Source organism: Sulfitobacter sp. LC.270.F.C4, assembly GCF_032922545.1.
Taxonomy (GTDB): Bacteria; Pseudomonadota; Alphaproteobacteria; order Rhodobacterales; family Rhodobacteraceae; genus Sulfitobacter; species Sulfitobacter profundi.
Window position 1 is genome coordinate 99,437 of record NZ_CP136690.1, and the last position, 17,750, is coordinate 117,186.

The 17,750-nt window shown below is 63.2% G+C and carries 21 protein-coding genes; 15 read left to right on the forward strand and 6 right to left on the reverse strand.

Translation table 11 applies throughout. From position 1 onward, the window contains the following. Positions 1–13: 13 nt before the first annotated feature. The 5 genes from R1T45_RS02900 to R1T45_RS02920 are packed head-to-tail and all read right to left on the reverse strand — an operon-like array spanning position 14 to position 3,299. Positions 14–328 (reverse strand): NIPSNAP family protein, encoded by a 315-nt coding sequence (locus R1T45_RS02900; RefSeq protein ID WP_317389086.1) that lies wholly within the window; start codon positions 326–328, stop codon positions 14–16. A 25-nt stretch (positions 329–353) separates the two neighbouring features. After that, positions 354–1,070, reverse strand: coding sequence for a FadR/GntR family transcriptional regulator (locus R1T45_RS02905; RefSeq protein ID WP_120352407.1), 717 nt, complete (start codon positions 1,068–1,070; stop codon positions 354–356). Positions 1,071–1,073: 3 nt separating this feature from the next. Beyond that, positions 1,074–1,775: a nickel pincer cofactor biosynthesis protein LarB gene (larB, locus tag R1T45_RS02910; RefSeq protein WP_348408789.1), complete on the reverse strand. Its 702-nt coding sequence runs from the start codon at positions 1,773–1,775 to the stop codon at positions 1,074–1,076. Continuing rightward, positions 1,762–2,547 (reverse strand): adenine nucleotide alpha hydrolase, encoded by a 786-nt coding sequence (locus tag R1T45_RS02915; protein WP_317389087.1) that lies wholly within the window; start codon positions 2,545–2,547, stop codon positions 1,762–1,764. The genes larB and R1T45_RS02915 overlap by 14 nt, the downstream gene beginning before the upstream one ends. Continuing rightward, entirely contained in the window at positions 2,544–3,299 is a 756-nt protein-coding gene (locus R1T45_RS02920) for a FadR/GntR family transcriptional regulator (RefSeq protein WP_120352409.1), read from the reverse strand. The genes R1T45_RS02915 and R1T45_RS02920 overlap by 4 nt, the downstream gene beginning before the upstream one ends. 254 nt (positions 3,300–3,553) lie before the next feature. Between R1T45_RS02920 and R1T45_RS02925 the strand changes: the two genes are divergently transcribed. The 5 genes from R1T45_RS02925 to R1T45_RS02945 all read left to right on the forward strand — a co-directional run bounded on the left by R1T45_RS02925 (position 3,554) and on the right by R1T45_RS02945 (position 9,718). After that, positions 3,554–4,285 carry a TAXI family TRAP transporter solute-binding subunit gene (locus R1T45_RS02925; protein WP_317389088.1) on the forward strand — a complete coding sequence of 244 codons (732 nt, stop codon included), beginning with the start codon at positions 3,554–3,556 and terminating at the stop codon, positions 4,283–4,285. After that, positions 4,194–4,514 (forward strand): TAXI family TRAP transporter solute-binding subunit, encoded by a 321-nt coding sequence (locus R1T45_RS02930; protein ID WP_317389089.1) that lies wholly within the window; start codon positions 4,194–4,196, stop codon positions 4,512–4,514. Before R1T45_RS02925 ends, R1T45_RS02930 begins: the two co-directional genes overlap by 92 nt. A 130-nt stretch (positions 4,515–4,644) precedes the next feature. Continuing rightward, positions 4,645–6,519 carry a TRAP transporter permease gene (locus R1T45_RS02935; RefSeq protein ID WP_317389090.1) on the forward strand — a complete coding sequence of 625 codons (1,875 nt, stop codon included), beginning with the start codon at positions 4,645–4,647 and terminating at the stop codon, positions 6,517–6,519. 31 nt (positions 6,520–6,550) lie between these two features. Further along, positions 6,551–8,257: a thiamine pyrophosphate-binding protein gene (locus tag R1T45_RS02940; RefSeq protein WP_317389091.1), complete on the forward strand. Its 1,707-nt coding sequence runs from the start codon at positions 6,551–6,553 to the stop codon at positions 8,255–8,257. A 12-nt stretch (positions 8,258–8,269) separates the two neighbouring features. After that, on the forward strand, positions 8,270–9,718 hold the full coding sequence (locus R1T45_RS02945; protein WP_317389092.1) for an FAD-binding oxidoreductase: 1,449 nt from the start codon (positions 8,270–8,272) through the stop codon (positions 9,716–9,718). A 4-nt stretch (positions 9,719–9,722) separates the two neighbouring features. On the opposite strand, the gene R1T45_RS02950 is transcribed toward R1T45_RS02945, so the two are convergent. Further along, complete coding sequence (locus R1T45_RS02950; RefSeq protein ID WP_317389093.1) at positions 9,723–10,469, reverse strand: SDR family oxidoreductase; 747 nt, start codon at positions 10,467–10,469, stop codon at positions 9,723–9,725. Between the two features lie 169 nt (positions 10,470–10,638). On the opposite strand from R1T45_RS02950, the gene R1T45_RS02955 reads away from it, so the two are divergent. The 10 genes from R1T45_RS02955 (at position 10,639) to ureG (ending at position 17,659) form a co-directional block, all read left to right on the forward strand. After that, entirely contained in the window at positions 10,639–11,250 is a 612-nt protein-coding gene (locus tag R1T45_RS02955) for a TetR/AcrR family transcriptional regulator (RefSeq protein WP_317389094.1), read from the forward strand. Between the two features lie 11 nt (positions 11,251–11,261). Next, a complete protein-coding gene (locus R1T45_RS02960) occupies positions 11,262–12,242 on the forward strand; it encodes a zinc-binding dehydrogenase (RefSeq protein WP_317389095.1) in 981 nt (326 codons plus the stop codon). A gap of 275 nt (positions 12,243–12,517) precedes the next feature. After that, positions 12,518–13,288, forward strand: coding sequence for an urease accessory protein UreD (locus R1T45_RS02965; protein WP_317389096.1), 771 nt, complete (start codon positions 12,518–12,520; stop codon positions 13,286–13,288). 1 nt (position 13,289) lies between these two features. Then, positions 13,290–13,592: an urease subunit gamma gene (locus tag R1T45_RS02970; protein WP_067263701.1), complete on the forward strand. Its 303-nt coding sequence runs from the start codon at positions 13,290–13,292 to the stop codon at positions 13,590–13,592. 9 nt (positions 13,593–13,601) lie between these two features. Further along, a complete protein-coding gene (locus R1T45_RS02975; RefSeq protein WP_067941446.1) occupies positions 13,602–13,799 on the forward strand; it encodes a hypothetical protein in 198 nt (65 codons plus the stop codon). Then, positions 13,796–14,101 carry an urease subunit beta gene (locus tag R1T45_RS02980; protein WP_067630724.1) on the forward strand — a complete coding sequence of 102 codons (306 nt, stop codon included), beginning with the start codon at positions 13,796–13,798 and terminating at the stop codon, positions 14,099–14,101. Before R1T45_RS02975 ends, R1T45_RS02980 begins: the two co-directional genes overlap by 4 nt. Beyond that, a complete protein-coding gene (ureC, locus tag R1T45_RS02985) occupies positions 14,101–15,837 on the forward strand; it encodes an urease subunit alpha (RefSeq protein WP_317389097.1) in 1,737 nt (578 codons plus the stop codon). Before R1T45_RS02980 ends, ureC begins: the two co-directional genes overlap by 1 nt. 10 nt (positions 15,838–15,847) lie before the next feature. Further along, positions 15,848–16,378 (forward strand): urease accessory protein UreE, encoded by a 531-nt coding sequence (ureE, locus tag R1T45_RS02990; RefSeq protein ID WP_317389098.1) that lies wholly within the window; start codon positions 15,848–15,850, stop codon positions 16,376–16,378. After that, positions 16,371–17,018 carry an urease accessory protein UreF gene (locus R1T45_RS02995; protein WP_317389197.1) on the forward strand — a complete coding sequence of 216 codons (648 nt, stop codon included), beginning with the start codon at positions 16,371–16,373 and terminating at the stop codon, positions 17,016–17,018. Before ureE ends, R1T45_RS02995 begins: the two co-directional genes overlap by 8 nt. After that, positions 17,015–17,659, forward strand: coding sequence for an urease accessory protein UreG (gene ureG / locus R1T45_RS03000; protein ID WP_120352419.1), 645 nt, complete (start codon positions 17,015–17,017; stop codon positions 17,657–17,659). The genes R1T45_RS02995 and ureG overlap by 4 nt, the downstream gene beginning before the upstream one ends. The last annotated feature ends 91 nt before the right edge of the window (positions 17,660–17,750 follow it).

Consider the following 17,750-nt stretch of genomic DNA (forward strand, 5'->3'; position numbering starts at 1 on the left):
CCGGGACCGCCGCTTAGCCTTCGAGCGGGATGGGCATCAGGATCTTATTGGTCTGGCGCACCAGATATCCCGCCTCGGCGCTTTTCTTGAGGTAAGTCTGCCACTCAGGGTCCGCCGCCATCTGCGCGCGGCGCGCCGCCCGGTCGGCGGCATCCTGATAGGCCCAGATATGCACGAAGGAGTTCACATCCCCCGTCTCGACCTGAGCATAGATCACTGGCGCTCCGAGGATGCGTTTCTGCGCGGGAAAGCCGAACTCCGCATAGAGGGCGAGGTGTTTCTTGATCGTGCCGGGGCGGCAGCAATAGGTGCGGTGGTCGTAGATCATAAAGGGGCCTTTCGGGGTGTTGGCGTCATGCGATACCGGCGTGGTCGGTGATCCGGGCCCGCGCCTGCAACAGGTGATAGGCCATCGATACGCCCGCAACTTCGCTGTCGCCCGCACGGATCGCTTCAAGGATTTGGCGGTGCTCATTGATCACCACGTCGATCCGCGCTTGCGAGCCTTGGCGGGTCAGTTTTTGCGCCACGTCGATCCCCTGTTCGATCGACTCGCGCGCGCAGTCGAGCATCTGAAGGAAAACCTCATTGCCCGAGGCCGCCGCGATGGCGCGGTGGAATTGGTAATCGGCATCGAAGGAAGGGTTGCGCGCCTGCATCGACGCCTCAAGCGTCTGCAGCGCGGCCTCGATCCGGGCGATATCCTTGGGGCTGGCCCGTTGCGCGGCCATATGCGCGGTGGCTTTTTCAATCGTGATCCGCGCCTCCATCGCGCGCATCAGCCCGGCAACCGACCCCGCCGTGGCGTATTCGATCAGCTTTTCCGAAGGCCGCCGCCGCACAAAAGTACCCACGCCGCGCCGGGCTTCTACCAGCCCATCCTCCTGCAACTTGCGCAGCGCCTCGCGCACCACGGGGCGGGACACGCCAAAGGCTGTGGCGATCTGGTTTTCCGAAGGCAGCTTTTCGCCCTGCACCAGTTTGTTCGACACGATCTGCTCAAGCACCTGCCCGTAAAGCTGATCGGCCAGTGTCTGCCGTTTCTTGATCTTCAGTTTCGGTGTTGTCACCGGCTACCCTCCCGCCGCGGCGCGGCGCATCATATTGGCCAGCCGCAAGGCCGAAGTCGCAGCCCCATAGCCGTTGTCGATATTCACCACCGTCACCCCCGGCGCGCAGCTGGCAAGTATCGAATCGAGCGCGACCCTCCCGCCGCGGGCCACACCATAGCCCACGGAGGTCGGCACACCAATGACCACCCCCGGCACCAGCCCAGCCACGACCGACGGCAGGGCCGCGTCCATCCCGGCGAAGACGATCACCACATCCATCTCGCGCAACAGGTCTTCCCGCGCGAGCAGACGCCAAAGCCCGGCCACGCCCACGTCTGACACTTCGGTCGCGTCCATTCCACCGTAAGCCAACGTACGCTTCGCCTCTTCCATCGGGGCATAGTCTGACGTCCCCGCGCTGACCAAACCGATGCGTGGGGTGCTGGCCAACGGGCCAACCTCTCCGAGAATGGCGGTGCGAGAGGCGGCGCAGTAATCAACCAACTGACGCATATTTTCTGGCAGGTCGCCGAACTGCTCTGCCGTCAGCCTGGTCAAGAGAAGCCTGCGCCCCTCCGTCGCCGCGTCACCGATGATCGCGGCGATTTGCGGCACTGATTTATGCTCGCAAAGCACGGCTTCTTCGATGCCGATGCGCCCCCCGCGCCCCCGGTCAAAGGTCACGTCCGGATGCCCGTCGGGGCCTTTCTTATTGATGGACAAATGCACTTCCTCTTGAATAGGCCCGCAGATCCACCGCGCGCCCGTCGTCCGTGGCCCGCCGGACCTGCGTCAAAATCGCCGCGCGCTTTTGCGCGGAAAGACCTTCATAAAGAGGCGGATCAAGCTCAACCACCCAGCCCCCGCGCAAGCGCCGGCAGCGCAGGGTGATATTGCCCAATGCCGCACGCAGCAGGGTTTCGACCCGGTCGATCACCTCCAGATCCGCAGGCTCCACCCGCAGGCCGGTCTCAATCCGGCTGGCCAAACAAGGGGCCGCGGGCAGTTCCGCCAGTTCCCCCAACCCAAGCGCCCGCGCCAAGGCCCGCACATCGGCTTTTGACAACTGCGCATCGACGAACGGGTGCAGCACGCCATGCTCCGCCGCGGCCTGCAAACCGGGGCGGTAGTCTGACAGATCGTCGGTATTGGTGCCCGCCGCCACCAACGGCCCCATCCGCGCCAATGTGCCATAGAGGTTCGACTTGCAGAAATAGCAGCGGTTCACCGGGTTGGCGCGGTAGGACGGATCGGCGAATTCGCCCGCATCCACCAGTTTCAGCGGCAGGCCCCAAGCGGCTGCAAAGTCTTTTACCCGCGCCGTCGCCGCCGAAGGGACCGCAGCCGAAACCGCGTGGCAAAGCGTAACCCCCTCCGTCCCCCGCACCTTGGCCGCGGCGGCAGAGAGGGTGAGGCTATCGATCCCCCCGCTAAGCGCGATGGTCAACGATGCGGGCCGCGCGAGGGCGGCTTGGAGCGCGGCAGGAACCGTCACTCGCCCAATCCATCCTCTGTCTTGAGCTGCGCCAAGAGACGCCCGCTCGACATTTGAAGGTGGTCGCGCATCCGCTGGCGCGCCCGTTCGGCATCGCCCTGAGCAATAGAGGCCGCAATGTCATAGTGTTCCTGAATGGCGTCCCGGCTTTCGCCGCCGCGTTTCAATGCTTGCAAACGCCCGGCCAGCATCGTCTCGCGCAGGCTGGCGACAAGGTAGTTGAATAGGCTGAGATAATAGCTGTTCCCGGTCGCCTCACAAACCGCGCGGTGAAAGGCGAGGTCGGCGCTGACCCCACTCGCAACCGCGGGGCCGCCGATTTTGTTGCTTTGGTCATAGGCGGCGGCGGCGCGCTGGATCTCCTGGCAGGCTTCGGGCGTTGCACGGGCGGCGGCGATGGCGGCGGCTTCGATCTCAAGCCCCATGCGCAACTCTAGGATCTGCTCAAGCTTACGCTGGCTTTCCATATCCCGCTCAGGAATCGCAAAGCCCTGCCGGGGCCGATCACTGGCCACAAATGCCCCACGGCCCTGGCGGCTGGAAAGCATGCCTTCCGCCTTGAGCCGCGAGACAGCCTCCCGGATCACGGTGCGGCTGACATCGAAATCGCTGGCCAAGGTGGTTTCCGACGGCAGCACATCCCCCACGCCCCAGATGCCGTTCACGACATTATGGCGCAGGACTTCCGTCACTTGATCGCTGAGCGTCGCGCCATCGACGAGGAGCGCAGTCGCCTGAAGATTTCCAGTCATGATAACAACATCCTTTCGCCGATTGGAGCACCTGTATGACAAGCTGTCGATAATCAGTAACTAGGGCCATTCGCTGCATTACAAGCAGAATACAACATTACAAGTAAGAGGGAATCCCCCTAAATTTGTATTTTTAATTGACAGGCTGACGATTCCCCCGCAGTCTGCGGTCCTACGGCAAGAGGATGTCAGGGGGGAGCCCGGAACCCATCCAGTTACTGCCGATACACAGTTAAAACTCGGGAGGAGTTTCTATGTCACCAATGTTGAAATCACTGCGCCGCACAGCCGCGGCCACCATCCTTTTCACCGTCGCCGGCGTCGCCGCACATGCGCAGAGCTTTGTCATGGCCACCGGCCAGCAGGGCGGGTCGTGGTATCCCGTGGGCGGCGCGATCAAGGCGATTGTAGAGCGTGAGAACCCCGGCATGGACATCACCGTCACGCCGGGCGCGGGCGTGTCCAACGTGGTCGGCGTGGACGCGGGCCGCTTTGGCATCGCATTCGCGAACTCGATCTCGACCGTGGACAGCCTGTCGGGCAAAGAGCCATTCCGCAAGGCGACCACCAATGTCTGCAACCTTGGCATTCTCTATCCGCAGTATTTCCAGATCGTCGCGCTTGAGGATTCCGGCATCAAGACCATCGCCGACATGAAGGGCAAACGCCTGACCACGCAACAGCTTGGCAACACCGGCGAATTCCTGACGCGCGAGCTTTTGTCGACTGCTGACATGACGTTCGATGATCTCGATAGCGTGGCCAACACGTCCTATTCCGACTCTGCTTCGCAGATGAAAGACGGTCAGGCCGATTTCTTCACCCTTGGCTCGTCGCTGCCGACCGGTTCGGTCATGGATACTGGCATCCTCGCGCAAAATCCGTCTGATCGACGTGGACGAAGAGACCTTTGCCTATTTCAAAGACAAGAACGCCGCCTTCCAGCGTCGCGAAGTCAAAGCGGGCGCCTATCCCGGTTTCGATGAGACCGTGCATGCGATCAGCTACGACACCCATATGGTCGCGCCCTGCGACTATGACGGTGAGATCATCAAATCGGTGCTCGGCGCGATTGCTGACAACAACGACAGCTTTGCCGCGATCAGCAAATCCATGGCTGACCTGACGGTTGAGGAAATGGCCACCGACATCGGCGTGCCCTTCCACCCCGCCGCGAAAGAGTTCTACGCAGAGCGTGGCGTCTCGGGGATGTAATCCACCCCTGACGAGAAACGGGTCGGCCGGGGCCATGCTCCGTCCGACCTACACCCCTAAAGGCCCTGCCCCGCGCATTCCGCGCGATGACGCATAAGGGCCGCCTTCCACTCTAGACGCGAGAACCCCCATGCAACTGTCGATCTTTCTGGACAAGATGCCCCTGATTACCCGTATAGCAAGGCTGATCCTGATCGGCATGGCTGCTTGGCATCTCTACGTCGCCTTCGTTGGCCCGCCTAACCCCTATATTATGCGCGGCGTGCACGTCGCCCTGGCGCTGCTGCTGATTTTCTTGACGGTGAACCGCAAGGGTCTGCGCAATGATGTGCCCAGTTGGTATGATGTGGTCATCGGGCTTATCGCGGCGGGGGCCGCACTCTATCCTTCCTTTAACCTTAATTACATCACGCAGCGGTTTCTCTACGTCGACCCTCTGATGCCGATGGATATCGTGGTGGGGATCACTCTTGTGGTTCTGCTGCTTGAGGCAACTCGACGGATGCTCGGGCCGATGCTGCCCATCACCGCCCTGCTGTTTCTCGGCTACGGTCTGGCTTTCACCTCCACCCTGCCTTCGGTGATCCTTGAGCAATTGTTCATGACACCCGAAGGCATCTTCGGCATCCCCATCGCCGTTTCGGCAACCTATATGGTGCTCTTCATCCTCTTCGGCTCGTTGGTCGAGCGGATGGGCGTCGGCCAGCTCTTTATGGATTTCGCGGTGGCGCTTACGGGGCGTCAGGTCGGCGGCCCGGCCAAGGTGGCCTGTGTGACCTCCGGCCTCTTCGGCTCGGTCTCTGGCTCTGCCGTGGCCAATGTGATGACGACCGGCACCTTCTCTATTCCGCTGATGAAACGCATGGGGTTCAAACCCGCCTTCGCGGGCGCGGTTGAGGCCGTGGCCTCGACAGGCGGGCAGATCATGCCGCCCGTTATGGGGGCTGCGGCCTTTGTCATGGCGGAATACCTTGGCGTGGGCTACCTGACGGTCGCGAAATATGCACTGGCACCCGCGATCCTATTCTATGTGGCTCTTTTTGCTGCGGTCCATTTTGAGGCCAAGCGCAAGGGCATCGGCTCGGTCCCGAAAGAGGATCAAGTGCCGCTGAAAATCGTGCTGCTTGAACGTGGCCACCTGTTCTTGCCGCTGGCGATCATCGTGGGCGTGTTGATGATGGGCTACTCTGCACCCTATGCAGCACTTTGCGGTATCATCTCGGTCGTGCCGGTCGCGGCCCTGCGCAAGACGACACGGCATTACGTCACCATCGACAACATCCTCGAAGCGCTTGAGGGCGGCGCGCGCAATGTGCTGGCGATTGCCGCGGCCTGTGCCTGTGCGGGCATCGTGGTCGGCGTGATCGACATCACCGGCCTTGGCCTCACCTTCTCGAACTTCGTGATCGAAGCGGCCCAAGACACGCTGGTCATCGCGCTGTTCCTGTCGATGATCGCGGGCATCATCCTTGGTATGGGGATGCCGACAACACCCGCCTATATCGTGCAGGTCGCCCTGCTGGTTCCGGCGCTGGTGAAGCTGGGCGTACAGGTCGAAGCGGCGCACCTCTTTGTGTTCTACTTCGCCATCCTGTCGGCCATCACACCCCCCGTCGCCATGGCGGTCTATGCAGCCAACACCCTATCGCACGCCAAGATCGTCGAGGCGAGTTGGGCTGCGGTGAAACTCGGTGCCACCGGCTTTATCGTGCCCTTCATGTTCGTCTATGAACCGGCGATCCTGATGCAGGGTTCGGTCACCCAGATCACGCTGGTCCTGTTGCAGGCCACCATTGGCGTCATCCTGCTGGCCGCCGCCTTGCAGCGCTACTACTTCGGCAGACTGTCCAATGTGCTGTCGGTGGTGCTGTTCGGGGCGTCCTTGCTGCTGATCTACCCCGATCTGCGGCTCACCGCCTCGGGGTTGGTCATCGCGGGCGTTATCCTGGCCTTCCAAAAGGCCAGGAACCCCAGCCCGAAAAGCCAAGCGGCCACACATACTTAAATCTTAGAACGAACGAAACGGAGCCTTCTCCATGCTGCAAAAAACTTCCCTCAAGGCGCGGACCGGCGGACAGGTCCTTGTGGATCAACTGCTGATCCACGGTGCCGACACCGCCTATTGCGTGCCCGGCGAAAGCTATCTTGAGGTGCTCGATGCGCTGCATGATGTGCAGGACCGTTTCACCCTCATCAACGCGCGGCACGAAGCCGGGGCCGCCAATATGGCCGAGACCTATGGCAAGCTGACCGGCACCCCCGGCATCTGCATGGTCACCCGCGGCCCCGGCGCCTGCCACGCGGCCATCGGCGTGCATATCGCGCAACAAGACAGCACGCCGATGATCCTCCTGGTGGGGCAGATCGCCCGCGACACGACCGACCGTGAGGCGTTTCAAGAAGTCGACTACCGCGCCATGTTTGGCCCCATCGCCAAATGGGCCACCCAGATCGACGACCCGGCGCGGGTGCCGGAATATATGGCACGCGCCTTTCGCGTGGCGACCTCGGGCCGCCCCGGCCCGGTGGTGATCTCCCTGCCCGAAGACATGCTGACCGAGGTGGTTTCCGTCGCCGACGCGCGGCCCTATACGGCGACCCATGCTGGGCTGTCGCCTGACAATCTCGACATGCTCAAGACCGAGATCGCGCAGGCCGAACGGCCCCTGCTGCTGCTCGGCGGCTCGGGCTGGTCGGATGAGAGTGCGGCGGCCATCACCCGCTTTGCCGAGGCCAACAAGATCCCCGTCACCACCTCTTTCCGGCGGCAAGACATCGTCAACAACCTCTCGCCCGTCTATGCAGGCGATTTCGGCACCTCTACCGCGCCCAGCCTCTATGCGCATCAACGCGATGCGGATCTGCTCGTGGTGATCGGCGCGCGTTTGGGGGAGATGACGACCAAGACCTACACCACCATGCAATCGCCCAACCCCGAGACGCGGCTGGTGCATCTCTACCCCGACGCGGATGAGATCGGGCGCGTCTATTCGCCAGATCTGGGCATCGCTGCAGCACCCGTTTCTGTCGCTGCCGCCTTGGACGGTGTCGATCTGGGCCGCGCTGAGGCATGGGACGCATGGTGCGAGAAACTCCACGCCGATTACCTCACCGATACCGAAGCGCCCAATGGCGGCGACTGGGATCTCGACATGGGGGTGGCACTTGCGCAGCTGCGCGACGAGCTGCCCGATGATGTGGTGGTCACGCTCGACGCGGGCAACCACACCGGCTGGGCGCAACGGTTCCTGCGCTTTGGCCGTCCGGGCCGGATTGTCGGCTCGACCTGTGGTGCGATGGGCTATTCCGTGCCCGCCGCCGTCGCGGCCTCGATTGCCGAGCCGGAGCGCCTGACGCTCTCCTTCGTCGGCGATGGCGGCTTTATGATGAGCGGCAATGAACTGGCCACGGCCGCGCAATATGGCGGGCGGCCCATCGTGCTGCTGTTCAACAACGGCATCTATGGCACCATCCGCATGCACCAAGAACGCGACCACCCCGAGCGCATCTCGGGCACCACTTTGCAGAACCAAGATTTCGTCAAGATGGCCGAGGGGCTGGGCGCTCATGCGGAACGGGTGACCAAGACCGAGGATTTCGCCGCCGCCTTCACCCGCGCCCGCGAAAGTGGCCGCCCGGCCCTGATCGAGCTTGTAACCGACCCCGAGCAAATCTCGACCCGCACCACGATCAGCAAGCTGCGCGCGGCGGCCCAGAAAAAAGTCGACGCCGACCAGCGCTAAAGGATGACCTAGATGACCACTCTGACCGCGCCGCGCCGCGCGCCCGAAACGGACGGGCAAAACCATAGCGCTCTGCTCGATGATCTGCGCCAAGCCATCGGTGCCGCCCATGTCGTGACCGACGCCAAGGATTTCGACGCGCGGCTGATCGAAGATCGCGGGCTTCGGCGCGGCACGGCGCTGGCCCTCATCCGCCCCGGCTCCACCAAGGAAGTCGCCGCCTGCATCCGTTTGTGCCATGCCGCACAGGTACCGGTAACCCCACAGGGCGGCAACACCGGTCTGGCTGGGGGCGGCGTGCCGGACGGCGGGATCATCCTCACGACTGACCGGTTGAACCGCATTCGGGGGGTCGATCCGACCAACGCAACCATGACGGTTGAGGCGGGCTGTATCCTCGCCAATATCCAAGCGGCTGCGGATGAGGTTGATGCGCTCTTCCCGCTGTCGCTCGCCTCCGAAGGGTCCTGCCAGATCGGCGGCAATCTTTCGACCAACGCGGGCGGCACGGCGGTGCTGCGCTATGGCAATACCCGCGATCTGGTGCTGGGGATCGAAGCGGTTCTGCCCGATGGCCGGGTGCTGAATGATCTGGGCGGGCTGCGGAAAAACAACACTGGCTTTGACCTCAAACACCTCTTTATCGGGGCCGAAGGAACGCTTGGCATCATCACGGCAGCGGTGATCAAGCTTTTCCCCAAGCCCACCGCCCGCGCCACGGCGCTGGTGGCCTGCACCGGCCCCGACCCCGCGCTCGCGCTCTATGCCCGGATGCGTGGCCAAACGGCGGACACGCTCTCGACTTTTGAATATATCGACCGGCTTGGCCTGCAAATGGTGATCGACCACGCGCCCGGCTGTAGCGACCCGATGGCAGAGACCCATCCGGCCTATTGCCTGATCGAACTCACCGGCAATGGCGCGCAGGCCGACCTTGATGCCCGGCTGGAGGCGGCGTTGGAAGCAGCGTTTGAGGCGGAAGAAATCATCGACGCCGTGATCGGCGCATCGGAAGCGCAGAAGGACGCGCTTTGGGCGCTGCGGGAAAACCTCTCAGAAGCGCAAAAGCCTGAGGGCGCGTCGATTAAGCATGACGTATCCGTGCCGGTCTCGCGCGTGGCTGATTTCATCCGCGAGGCGACTCAAGCATGCATGGAACATATGCCCGGACTGCGCCCCTGCCCCTTTGGCCATTTCGGCGACGGCAACCTGCATTTCAACCTGTCGCGCCCCGTCGATATGGCCGATGCCGATTTCCTTGCAGAATACAGCACGTTCAACCGCATCGTGCATGATATCGTGCACCAGATGGGCGGCTCATTCTCGGCGGAACATGGCATTGGCACGTTCAAACGGGCCGAACTGCGCCGCTATAAAGACCCGGTCGCGCTGGAGTTGATGGAGCAGATCAAAGCCGTGCTCGACCCGGGCCAATTGATGAACCCGGGCAAGGTGCTTTGACGGCTTAGCCGCGCCCGACAAATGGCATCTTGGTGGCCATCACGGTGACGAACATGGCGTTGGAGTCGAGCGACAGCTTCGCCATGTATGACAGCGTTTCGGCCACGTCGTTCACATCCATGCGTGGCTCGGACATGCGGCTGCCGTTGGGTTGCAGGATGCCGTCTGCCATCCGCTCCGTCATCTCGCTGGCCGCATTGCCGATGTCGATCTGCCCGCACGCGATGTCATGCGCGCGCCCATCGAGCGACAGCGCGCGGGTGAGCCCGGTGATCGCGTGTTTCGTCGCCGTATAGGGCACCGACAGGGGGCGCGGCACATGGGCGCTGATCGAGCCATTGTTGATGATTTGCCCACCCTTTGGGCTCTGCCGTTTCATAAGGGCAAAGGCCGCACGGGCGCAGAGGAATGACCCGGTCAGATTGGTCGCGACGATGTCGTTCCACTCCGCGACGCGGAGCGCGTCCAGCTCGACCGCCGGACCATTGCGCCCGGCATTGTTGAACAGCAGATCCAGCCGGCCAAAGGTCGTCTCTACCCGCTCGAAAAGCGCGTCGACCTCCGCCTCGACGCCCACATCGGCGGCCACGGCGATATGCCCCTGCCCGTCAAGCGTAGCAGAGGCAGCGTCGATCTTATCCTGCTGCCGCCCGGTGAGAACGAGAGTGAAACCGTCTTTCGCCAACCGCTGCGCGCAGGCGAGGCCGACGCCGCTCCCGGCCCCTGTGATCAGAGCAATCTTTTGGTTCATTCTACTATTCCATTCCTTATCGTTGCGTGTCGGTCCGTTACTGAGAATCTAATATATAAGATCGCACAGGGATAGGTTTTTTCACCGCTTTCCAATCATCACGGGGTCCGTGCCTCACATTCACGCGAGCGCACTAGACGACCGGTCTATTATTTCATAGATGCCCCTCATGACAGACGCAAAGAAATCAGATCAGACGCGGCAACGCATCTTGGACACCGGACGTAGCCTCGTGCTGCGGCACGGGTTCTCTGGCGTTGGCCTGTCGCGGATCCTGAGCGAAAGCGGCGTGCCCAAAGGGTCGTTCTACTACTACTTCGCGTCGAAAGAGGCTTTTGGCACCGCGATGCTGGCCGATTACATCGAGGGCTACCTGACCCGCGTCGATGCGCTGATTGCAGCCCCGGGAACGGCGGGCGACAAGCTCGACAGTTTTTGGGATGCATGGCTCAGCCAATCCAGTGCTCCGGGGATCGCCAGCGCTTGTTTGGTGGTGAAACTTGGCTCCGAAGTGGCTGACCTGTCGGATTCCATGCGCGAGACGCTGGACCAGGGTGTCGACGCATTGGTCGCCCGGATTTCCCAATTGCTGCGCCAAGGCGCAGAGGATGGGACCGTTCGTGCGTTGTCTGACCCCGAAACCACCGCCCGCATGCTCTATGCCAAATGGCTCGGCGCGGCGGTGCTGGCCAAACTGGCGCGCAGCGATGCAGCCCTGCGCATGGCCCGCGCTGAAACCTCTGCCCAACTCTCCCCCACTGGGGGCCAATTCCCAACCTGAAAGGAAACAGCATGTTCGCTGCCATCCACGACACATTCGGCGAGCCCGCCGAGGTTCTGACCACCCGCGAAACCGACAAACCCGCACCCGCCGCTGGCGAAGCGCTGGTCCGCATGGTGCTGTCGCCCATTCACAACCACGACCTTTGGACCGTGCGCGGCAACTATGGCTACAAGCCCGAACTGCCCGGTGCCATCGGCGGCTCTGAAGCGCTTGGCATCGTCGAGGCTGTGGGCGAAGGCGTTGACGAAGCGCTGATCGGCAAACGGGTCACGGCGGCCGGGTTCCACGGCGCATGGGCTGAGTATTTCACCGCCCCCGCTGCCGGCCTGCTGCCCCTGCCCGAGGCGATCTCGGACGAGGCCGGTGCGCAGTTGATCGCCATGCCGTTCAGCGCCCTGTCCCTGCTGGAGACCCTGAAGGTCGGCGAAGGCGAATGGTTGATCCAAACCGCCGCCAACGGCGCGGTGGGCAAGATCATGGTCGGTCTGGCCAAGGCACGCGGGATCAAGCTGCTGAACCTCGTCCGCCGCGAAGGTGCCGCCGAAGAAATGCGCGACACCGGCGCGGAACATGTCCTGTCCACCGAAGATGCGGATTGGCAAAGCAAGGCGCGGGAGTTGATCGGCAAAGACGGCGCGGTTTCGGCTATCGACTCGGTCGGCGGCGAGTTGGGCGGTCAATTGGTCGAGCTTCTGGGCAAGGATGGGGAGTTGATCGTTTTCGGCACGGCGACGGGCCAACCGCTTTCCATGTCCTCGGGCGAATTGATCATGAAGCACATCACCGTCAAAGGCTTCTGGGGTTCGCGCGTCAGTGGTGACATGGCGGCTGAGACGCGGGGCCGTCTGATTGGTGAGCTGGTGCAACTCGCCGCGAAGGGGCAGCTCCCCCTCGACACAGGCGGCACCTACCCGCTGGCCGATGTGACCGAGGCGATGAAGGCCGCACTGACCACCGGTCGTGGCGGCAAGGTCATGCTGCGCCCTTGATCGGGATTTAACGACAGCGGCGGCCCTCAACGCGGGGCCGCCGCGCCATTCTTGGACCGCCCAAGATTACGACACATCCGCGAATTTCCGCCCTTTATTTGGGCAAATGCAGCGCGCTGGCGACCCTGCACCGCCTCGGCGATGACTCTCCCCCGTCTCTATGGTGATTAAAAAATCATCATACCTTTCCGGGCGGAGCCATTCTCATTCTCGTCGACACCAGCATAAACAGCCCCCAAGCGACCCCCGTTCAGCCGCGCGCGATCGGTGCGGCGATGGTCTCGGCCAAGGCCGCGCGGGGTGGCTCGACGCTGGGGGATTTGCGGCAATCGGGCGCGATGAAGCTGCTCTTTCCGCGCCCCGACCCCGCGATGCTGCAAGCGATCGTTATCAATTCTGCAGGTGGCATCACGGGCGGCGATAGTTTTGCCCTGACCGCCTGGGCAGAGGCAAAGGCCGCGCTCAGCCTCACCACGCAGGCCGCCGAACGCGCCTATCGCGCGCAACCGGGGCAAGTGGCAAACCTGCGCAACACCCTCGCCGTAGACTCCGGCGCGACGCTGCATTGGCTGCCGCAAGAGACGATCCTTTATGACGGATGCGCGCTGCGGCGGCGGCTGTCGGTCGATCTGGCGCAAGATGCCTCCCTCCTGCTGGTTGAGCCGCTGGTCTTTGGCCGCGCCGCCATGGGCGAAACCCTTCGACAGGCCCATTTCCGCGACCGGATCGAGGTCAGCCGCGCGGGACGCCCGCTGTTCCACGACGCGATGACGCTTAGCGGCGATGTCACCGCCCATCTGGCGGCCCCTCATATCGCGGCGGGCGCGGGCGCCCTTGCCACGATTATCTATGTCGCGCCCGATGCCGAAGCGCGGCTTGCCCGGCTCCGCGGCCAATTGCCCGCCAGCGCCGGGGCCAGTCTGATCGGCCCTGACCTGCTGGTCGCGCGGATCCTCGCGGCAGACAGTTTCGACCTTCGCCAATCGCTCGTCCCGATCTTGGGCGAACTGAGCGGTGACACCCTCCCCCGATCATGGATGACCTGACGTGCAACTGACCCCGCGAGAAAAAGACAAACTGCTGATCTCCATGGCCGCCGAGGTCGCCCGCAAGCGCCTTGCGCGGGGGGTCAAGCTGAACCATCCCGAAGCCATCGCGCTGATCACCGACACCGTGGTCGAAGGCGCGCGGGACGGGCGCAGCGTGGCCGATATGATGCAGGCCGGTGCCCATGTCATCACCCGAGACGACTGTATGGAGGGGGTGGCCGAGATGATCCCCGAAGTGCAAGTCGAAGCCACTTTCCCCGACGGAACCAAATTGGTCACCGTGCACAACCCCATCAGATAAGGACATTTCATGCCGCGTTTTGCCCCCCTTCTTGCCCTGCCGCTCATGTCGCTTGCCATGGCGGCCTTTGCCCATACAGCGCCTCTCCCCCATGGCCATGGCGCAGAGAGTGACGGATCGCTGGCGGTCTATATTGTCGCCGGGCTGGCCTTTGTGCTGTCGGGCCTGATCCTTGCCATGCGCCACCTGAAAACAGCAAAAGCATGATCCCCGGAGAGATCTTTCCGGCGGCGGGCCTGCTGACCCTGAATGCCGACAGCGAGGCGATCACGCTCATGGTGGCCAATACCGGTGACCGCCCGGTGCAGGTGGGCAGCCACTACCATTTCGCCGAGAGCAACCCCGCGCTGGAGTTTGACCGCGCGGCGGCACGGGGGCACCGGCTTGATATCGCGGCGGGGACCGCTGTGCGGTTCGAGCCCGGCCAACGGCGTGAGGTATCGCTGATCCCGATCCGCGGGGCGCGGCGGATCTTTGGCTTTAACAGCGCGGTGATGGGAGACCTCTGATGCCTGCACAGATCAAACGCGGTGACTATGCAGCCATGTTCGGCCCCACGGTCGGCGACCGGGTGCGGCTGGCTGACACGGACCTCATCATCGAAGTTGAGCGCGACCTGACCACCGAACACAGCGGTCAAAACGCCCCCGCCTATGGCGAAGAGGTCAAATTCGGCGGCGGCAAGGTGATCCGCGACGGCATGGGCCAGTCGCAGGTGACCCGAGCAGGCGGGGCCGTGGACACGGTCATCACCAATGCGCTGATCGTCGACCATACCGGCATCTACAAAGCCGATGTGGGGCTGAAAGACGGGCGCATCGCCAAGATCGGCAAGGCGGGCAACCCTGACACGCAACCGGGGGTCGATGTCATCATCGGACCGGGCACCGAGGTGATCGCGGGCGAAGGGCGCATCCTGACCGCAGGCGGGTTTGACAGCCACATCCATTTCATCTGCCCGCAACAGATCGAAGACGCGCTGCATTCGGGGCTGACCACCATGCTTGGCGGCGGTACCGGCCCCGCGCATGGCACATTGGCCACCACCTGCACGCCCGGCGGCTGGCATATCGGGCGCATGATGCAGGCGGCAGATGCCTTTCCGATGAACCTCGCCTTCGCGGGGAAAGGCAACGCCTCACAGCCCGCAGCCCTTGAAGAACAGATCAACGCGGGCGCTTGTGCGCTGAAACTGCATGAGGATTGGGGCACCACCCCCGCCGCGATTGACTGCTGCCTGAGCGTCGCCGACGCCATGGATGTGCAGGTGATGATCCACACCGACACGCTGAATGAAAGCGGCTTTGTCGAACATACCGTAAAGGCCATGAAAGGCCGCACGATCCACGCCTTCCACACCGAAGGCGCAGGGGGGGGCCATGCGCCGGATATCATCAAGATCTGCGGCGAAGAGCATGTGCTGCCCTCCTCGACCAACCCCACGCGGCCCTTCACGGTCAACACACTGGAAGAGCATCTCGACATGCTCATGGTCTGTCACCACCTTGATAAATCCATCCCCGAGGACGTGGCCTTTGCCGAAAGCCGCATCCGGAGAGAGACCATCGCCGCCGAAGATATCCTGCATGACATGGGGGCCTTTTCCATCATCGCCAGCGACAGTCAGGCCATGGGCCGGGTCGGAGAAGTCTTGATCCGCACATGGCAGACCGCCGACAAGATGAAAAAGCAGCGCGGGCGGCTGGCCGAAGAGACGGGCGAGAACGACAACTTCCGCGTCCGCCGCTACATTGCGAAATACACCATTAACCCCGCCATCGCGCATGGCATCTCGGCCCATATCGGCAGCATCGAAGAGGGCAAGCGCGCCGATCTGGTGCTGTGGAACCCCGCCTTTTTCGGAGTGAAGCCCGAGATGGTGCTTTTGGGGGGCAGCATCGTCTGCGCGCAAATGGGCGACCCAAACGCCTCTATCCCGACCCCGCAGCCGGTCTATTCGCGGCCCATGTTCGGGGCCTATGGCCGCGCGGTGGAAAACTCTGCCGTGGTCTTTATCAGCGAAGCGGCAGAGGCGGCGGGCGTGGGCGGCAAGCTTGGCCTTGCCAAACAAACCCTCGCCGTGCGCAACACCCGCGAAATCGGCAAGCGCGATCTAAAGCTGAACGATGCGCTGCCCAAGGTCGAGGTGAACCCCGAAACCTATGAAGTCCGCGCCGACGGTGAGTTGCTGACCTGTGAACCTGCCTCTGTGCTGCCCATGGCGCAGCGCTATTTCCTGTTTTGAAGAGAGCCAAATGACCCCCATCCTTTGCCAAGACATGCGCCGCGCCGAAGCGTGGTCCGATGCCAGTGACCGGGTAGAACTGACCTATGACGGGCGTTTTCTGCGCCGCAAGGTGCTGACCACGGCGGGCGGGCTGCCGTTTCTGGTCGATTTGGCGCAGACCACCTCGCTTGACCACGGCGACGCTTTTGTTCTGGCCGACGGGCGCGTGGTTGAGGTGGTGGCCGCCGACGAAGACCTGCTGGAAGTGACCGGCCCTGACCTGCCGCGCATCGCGTGGCACATCGGCAACCGACATACCCCCTGCCAGATCGACGCCGACCGGCTTGTGATCCAGCGCGACCATGTGATCGCCAAGATGCTTGGCCAGATTGGTGCCGCCACGCGAGAGATCACCGCCCCCTTTCGCCCCGAAGGCGGTGCCTATGGCCATGGGCGCACCCATGGCCATGACCACGGCCATGTTCACCACGCCGTTCATGATCACGACCACGTCCATGATCACGACCCCGCCCAGCACCACGACCACGCGCATGGCTGAAACCCTGCAGGCCGACGCGCTTCTGACGCTGGTGCAGATGCTCTCCCCCTCCTATCCGGTGGGGGCATTTGCCTATAGCCACGGGCTGGAATGGGCGGTGCAGGACGGGGCGGTGACGGATCAAGATGCGTTGGCCGACTGGCTGTCCAGCGTGCTGCGGCACGGCGCGGGACAGCCCGATGCGCTGTTTCTTGCGGCGGCCTATCGCGCGGATGACCCGGCAGAGATCGACGCGCAGGCCCGCGCCTTTGCAGCCTCTGCCGAACGGTTGAAAGAGACCGTGCTGCAAGGCGAAGCCTTTGCCCGCGCAAGTGCCGCGATCTGGCAGGTCGACCTGCCGCCGCTTTGCTATCCTGTTGCCGTAGGACACGCGGCGCGTCTGCAAGCGCTGCCGCTGCGCCAAACGCTAGAGATGTTCTTGCACGCCTTTGCCGCCAATCTTGCCACCGCAGGCATGCGCCTTATTCCCTTGGGGCAGACCAAGGGGCAGATCGTCATCCGGGCGCTCGCGGCAGTCTGTCTCGAAGTTGCCGAGGCAGCGGCGGCGGGCACGCTCGACGATCTCTCCTCCACCGCCTTTCTAAGTGACATCGCCGCCATGAAACACGAAACCCAGTATTCGAGGATTTTCCGCACATGAAACGCAACAACGGCCCTTTGCGCGTCGGCATCGGCGGCCCCGTGGGCGCGGGCAAAACCACCCTGACGGCAGCGCTTTGCCGCGCCCTGCGTGACCGGCTGTCAATCGGCGTGATCACCAATGACATCTACACCCAAGAGGATGCCGAAGCGCTGATGCGGATGCAGGTGTTGCCCCAAGACCGGATCATCGGGGTCGAGACCGGCGGCTGCCCGCATACGGCAATCCGCGAAGATGCCTCGATCAACCTTGCCGCCGTGGCAGAGATGGTCGCGCGCCACCCTGAGGTGGACGTGGTCTTGATCGAAAGCGGCGGCGACAATCTGTCGGCCACTTTCAGCCCTGAATTGGCGGATGTGACGCTTTATGTGATCGACGTGGCAGCGGGTGAGGAAATCCCCCGCAAAGGCGGTCCGGCGATTACCAAGTCCGACATTCTGGTGATCAACAAGACCGATCTCGCGCCCCATGTCGGGGCCTCGCTTGAGGTCATGCAGCGTGACAGCGCGCGGATGCGGCCAGTCCTGCCGACGGTCTTTTGCGCATTGAAGTCCGGTCAAGGGGTCGACGCCCTGCTGGAGCATCTGGCGCAGGTGGGCGGGTTGGACCTTGCGCCTATGGCCCCGGCAACCGCGGATTAGGCGGTGGTGAGACCCGCCTTCCGGTCGCGGAAGGCGGGCAACGGCTGCTATCCTCGCCCCGCTGCGGCCCACCATTCCAAAGCGCGTTGAG

What these genes read in the sequence shown, in the direction of transcription:
- R1T45_RS02935 (WP_317389090.1), top strand. Translation starts at nt 4,645, where the DNA reads ATGCAACTGTCGATCTTTCTGGACAAGATGCCCCTGATTACCCGTATA.
- R1T45_RS02955 (WP_317389094.1), top strand. Translation starts at nt 10,639, where the DNA reads ATGACAGACGCAAAGAAATCAGATCAGACGCGGCAACGCATCTTGGAC.
- R1T45_RS02965 (WP_317389096.1), top strand. Translation starts at nt 12,518, where the DNA reads ATGGTCTCGGCCAAGGCCGCGCGGGGTGGCTCGACGCTGGGGGATTTG.
- R1T45_RS02960 (WP_317389095.1), top strand. Translation starts at nt 11,262, where the DNA reads ATGTTCGCTGCCATCCACGACACATTCGGCGAGCCCGCCGAGGTTCTG.
- R1T45_RS02945 (WP_317389092.1), top strand. Translation starts at nt 8,270, where the DNA reads ATGACCACTCTGACCGCGCCGCGCCGCGCGCCCGAAACGGACGGGCAA.
- ureE (WP_317389098.1), top strand. Translation starts at nt 15,848, where the DNA reads ATGACCCCCATCCTTTGCCAAGACATGCGCCGCGCCGAAGCGTGGTCC.
- R1T45_RS02995 (WP_317389197.1), top strand. Translation starts at nt 16,371, where the DNA reads ATGGCTGAAACCCTGCAGGCCGACGCGCTTCTGACGCTGGTGCAGATG.
- R1T45_RS02950 (WP_317389093.1), bottom strand. Translation starts at nt 10,469, where the DNA reads ATGAACCAAAAGATTGCTCTGATCACAGGGGCCGGGAGCGGCGTCGGC.
- R1T45_RS02925 (WP_317389088.1), top strand. Translation starts at nt 3,554, where the DNA reads ATGTCACCAATGTTGAAATCACTGCGCCGCACAGCCGCGGCCACCATC.
- R1T45_RS02980 (WP_067630724.1), top strand. Translation starts at nt 13,796, where the DNA reads ATGATCCCCGGAGAGATCTTTCCGGCGGCGGGCCTGCTGACCCTGAAT.
- R1T45_RS02920 (WP_120352409.1), bottom strand. Translation starts at nt 3,299, where the DNA reads ATGACTGGAAATCTTCAGGCGACTGCGCTCCTCGTCGATGGCGCGACG.
- ureG (WP_120352419.1), top strand. Translation starts at nt 17,015, where the DNA reads ATGAAACGCAACAACGGCCCTTTGCGCGTCGGCATCGGCGGCCCCGTG.
- R1T45_RS02940 (WP_317389091.1), top strand. Translation starts at nt 6,551, where the DNA reads ATGCTGCAAAAAACTTCCCTCAAGGCGCGGACCGGCGGACAGGTCCTT.
- R1T45_RS02900 (WP_317389086.1), bottom strand. Translation starts at nt 328, where the DNA reads ATGATCTACGACCACCGCACCTATTGCTGCCGCCCCGGCACGATCAAG.
- ureC (WP_317389097.1), top strand. Translation starts at nt 14,101, where the DNA reads ATGCCTGCACAGATCAAACGCGGTGACTATGCAGCCATGTTCGGCCCC.
- R1T45_RS02975 (WP_067941446.1), top strand. Translation starts at nt 13,602, where the DNA reads ATGCCGCGTTTTGCCCCCCTTCTTGCCCTGCCGCTCATGTCGCTTGCC.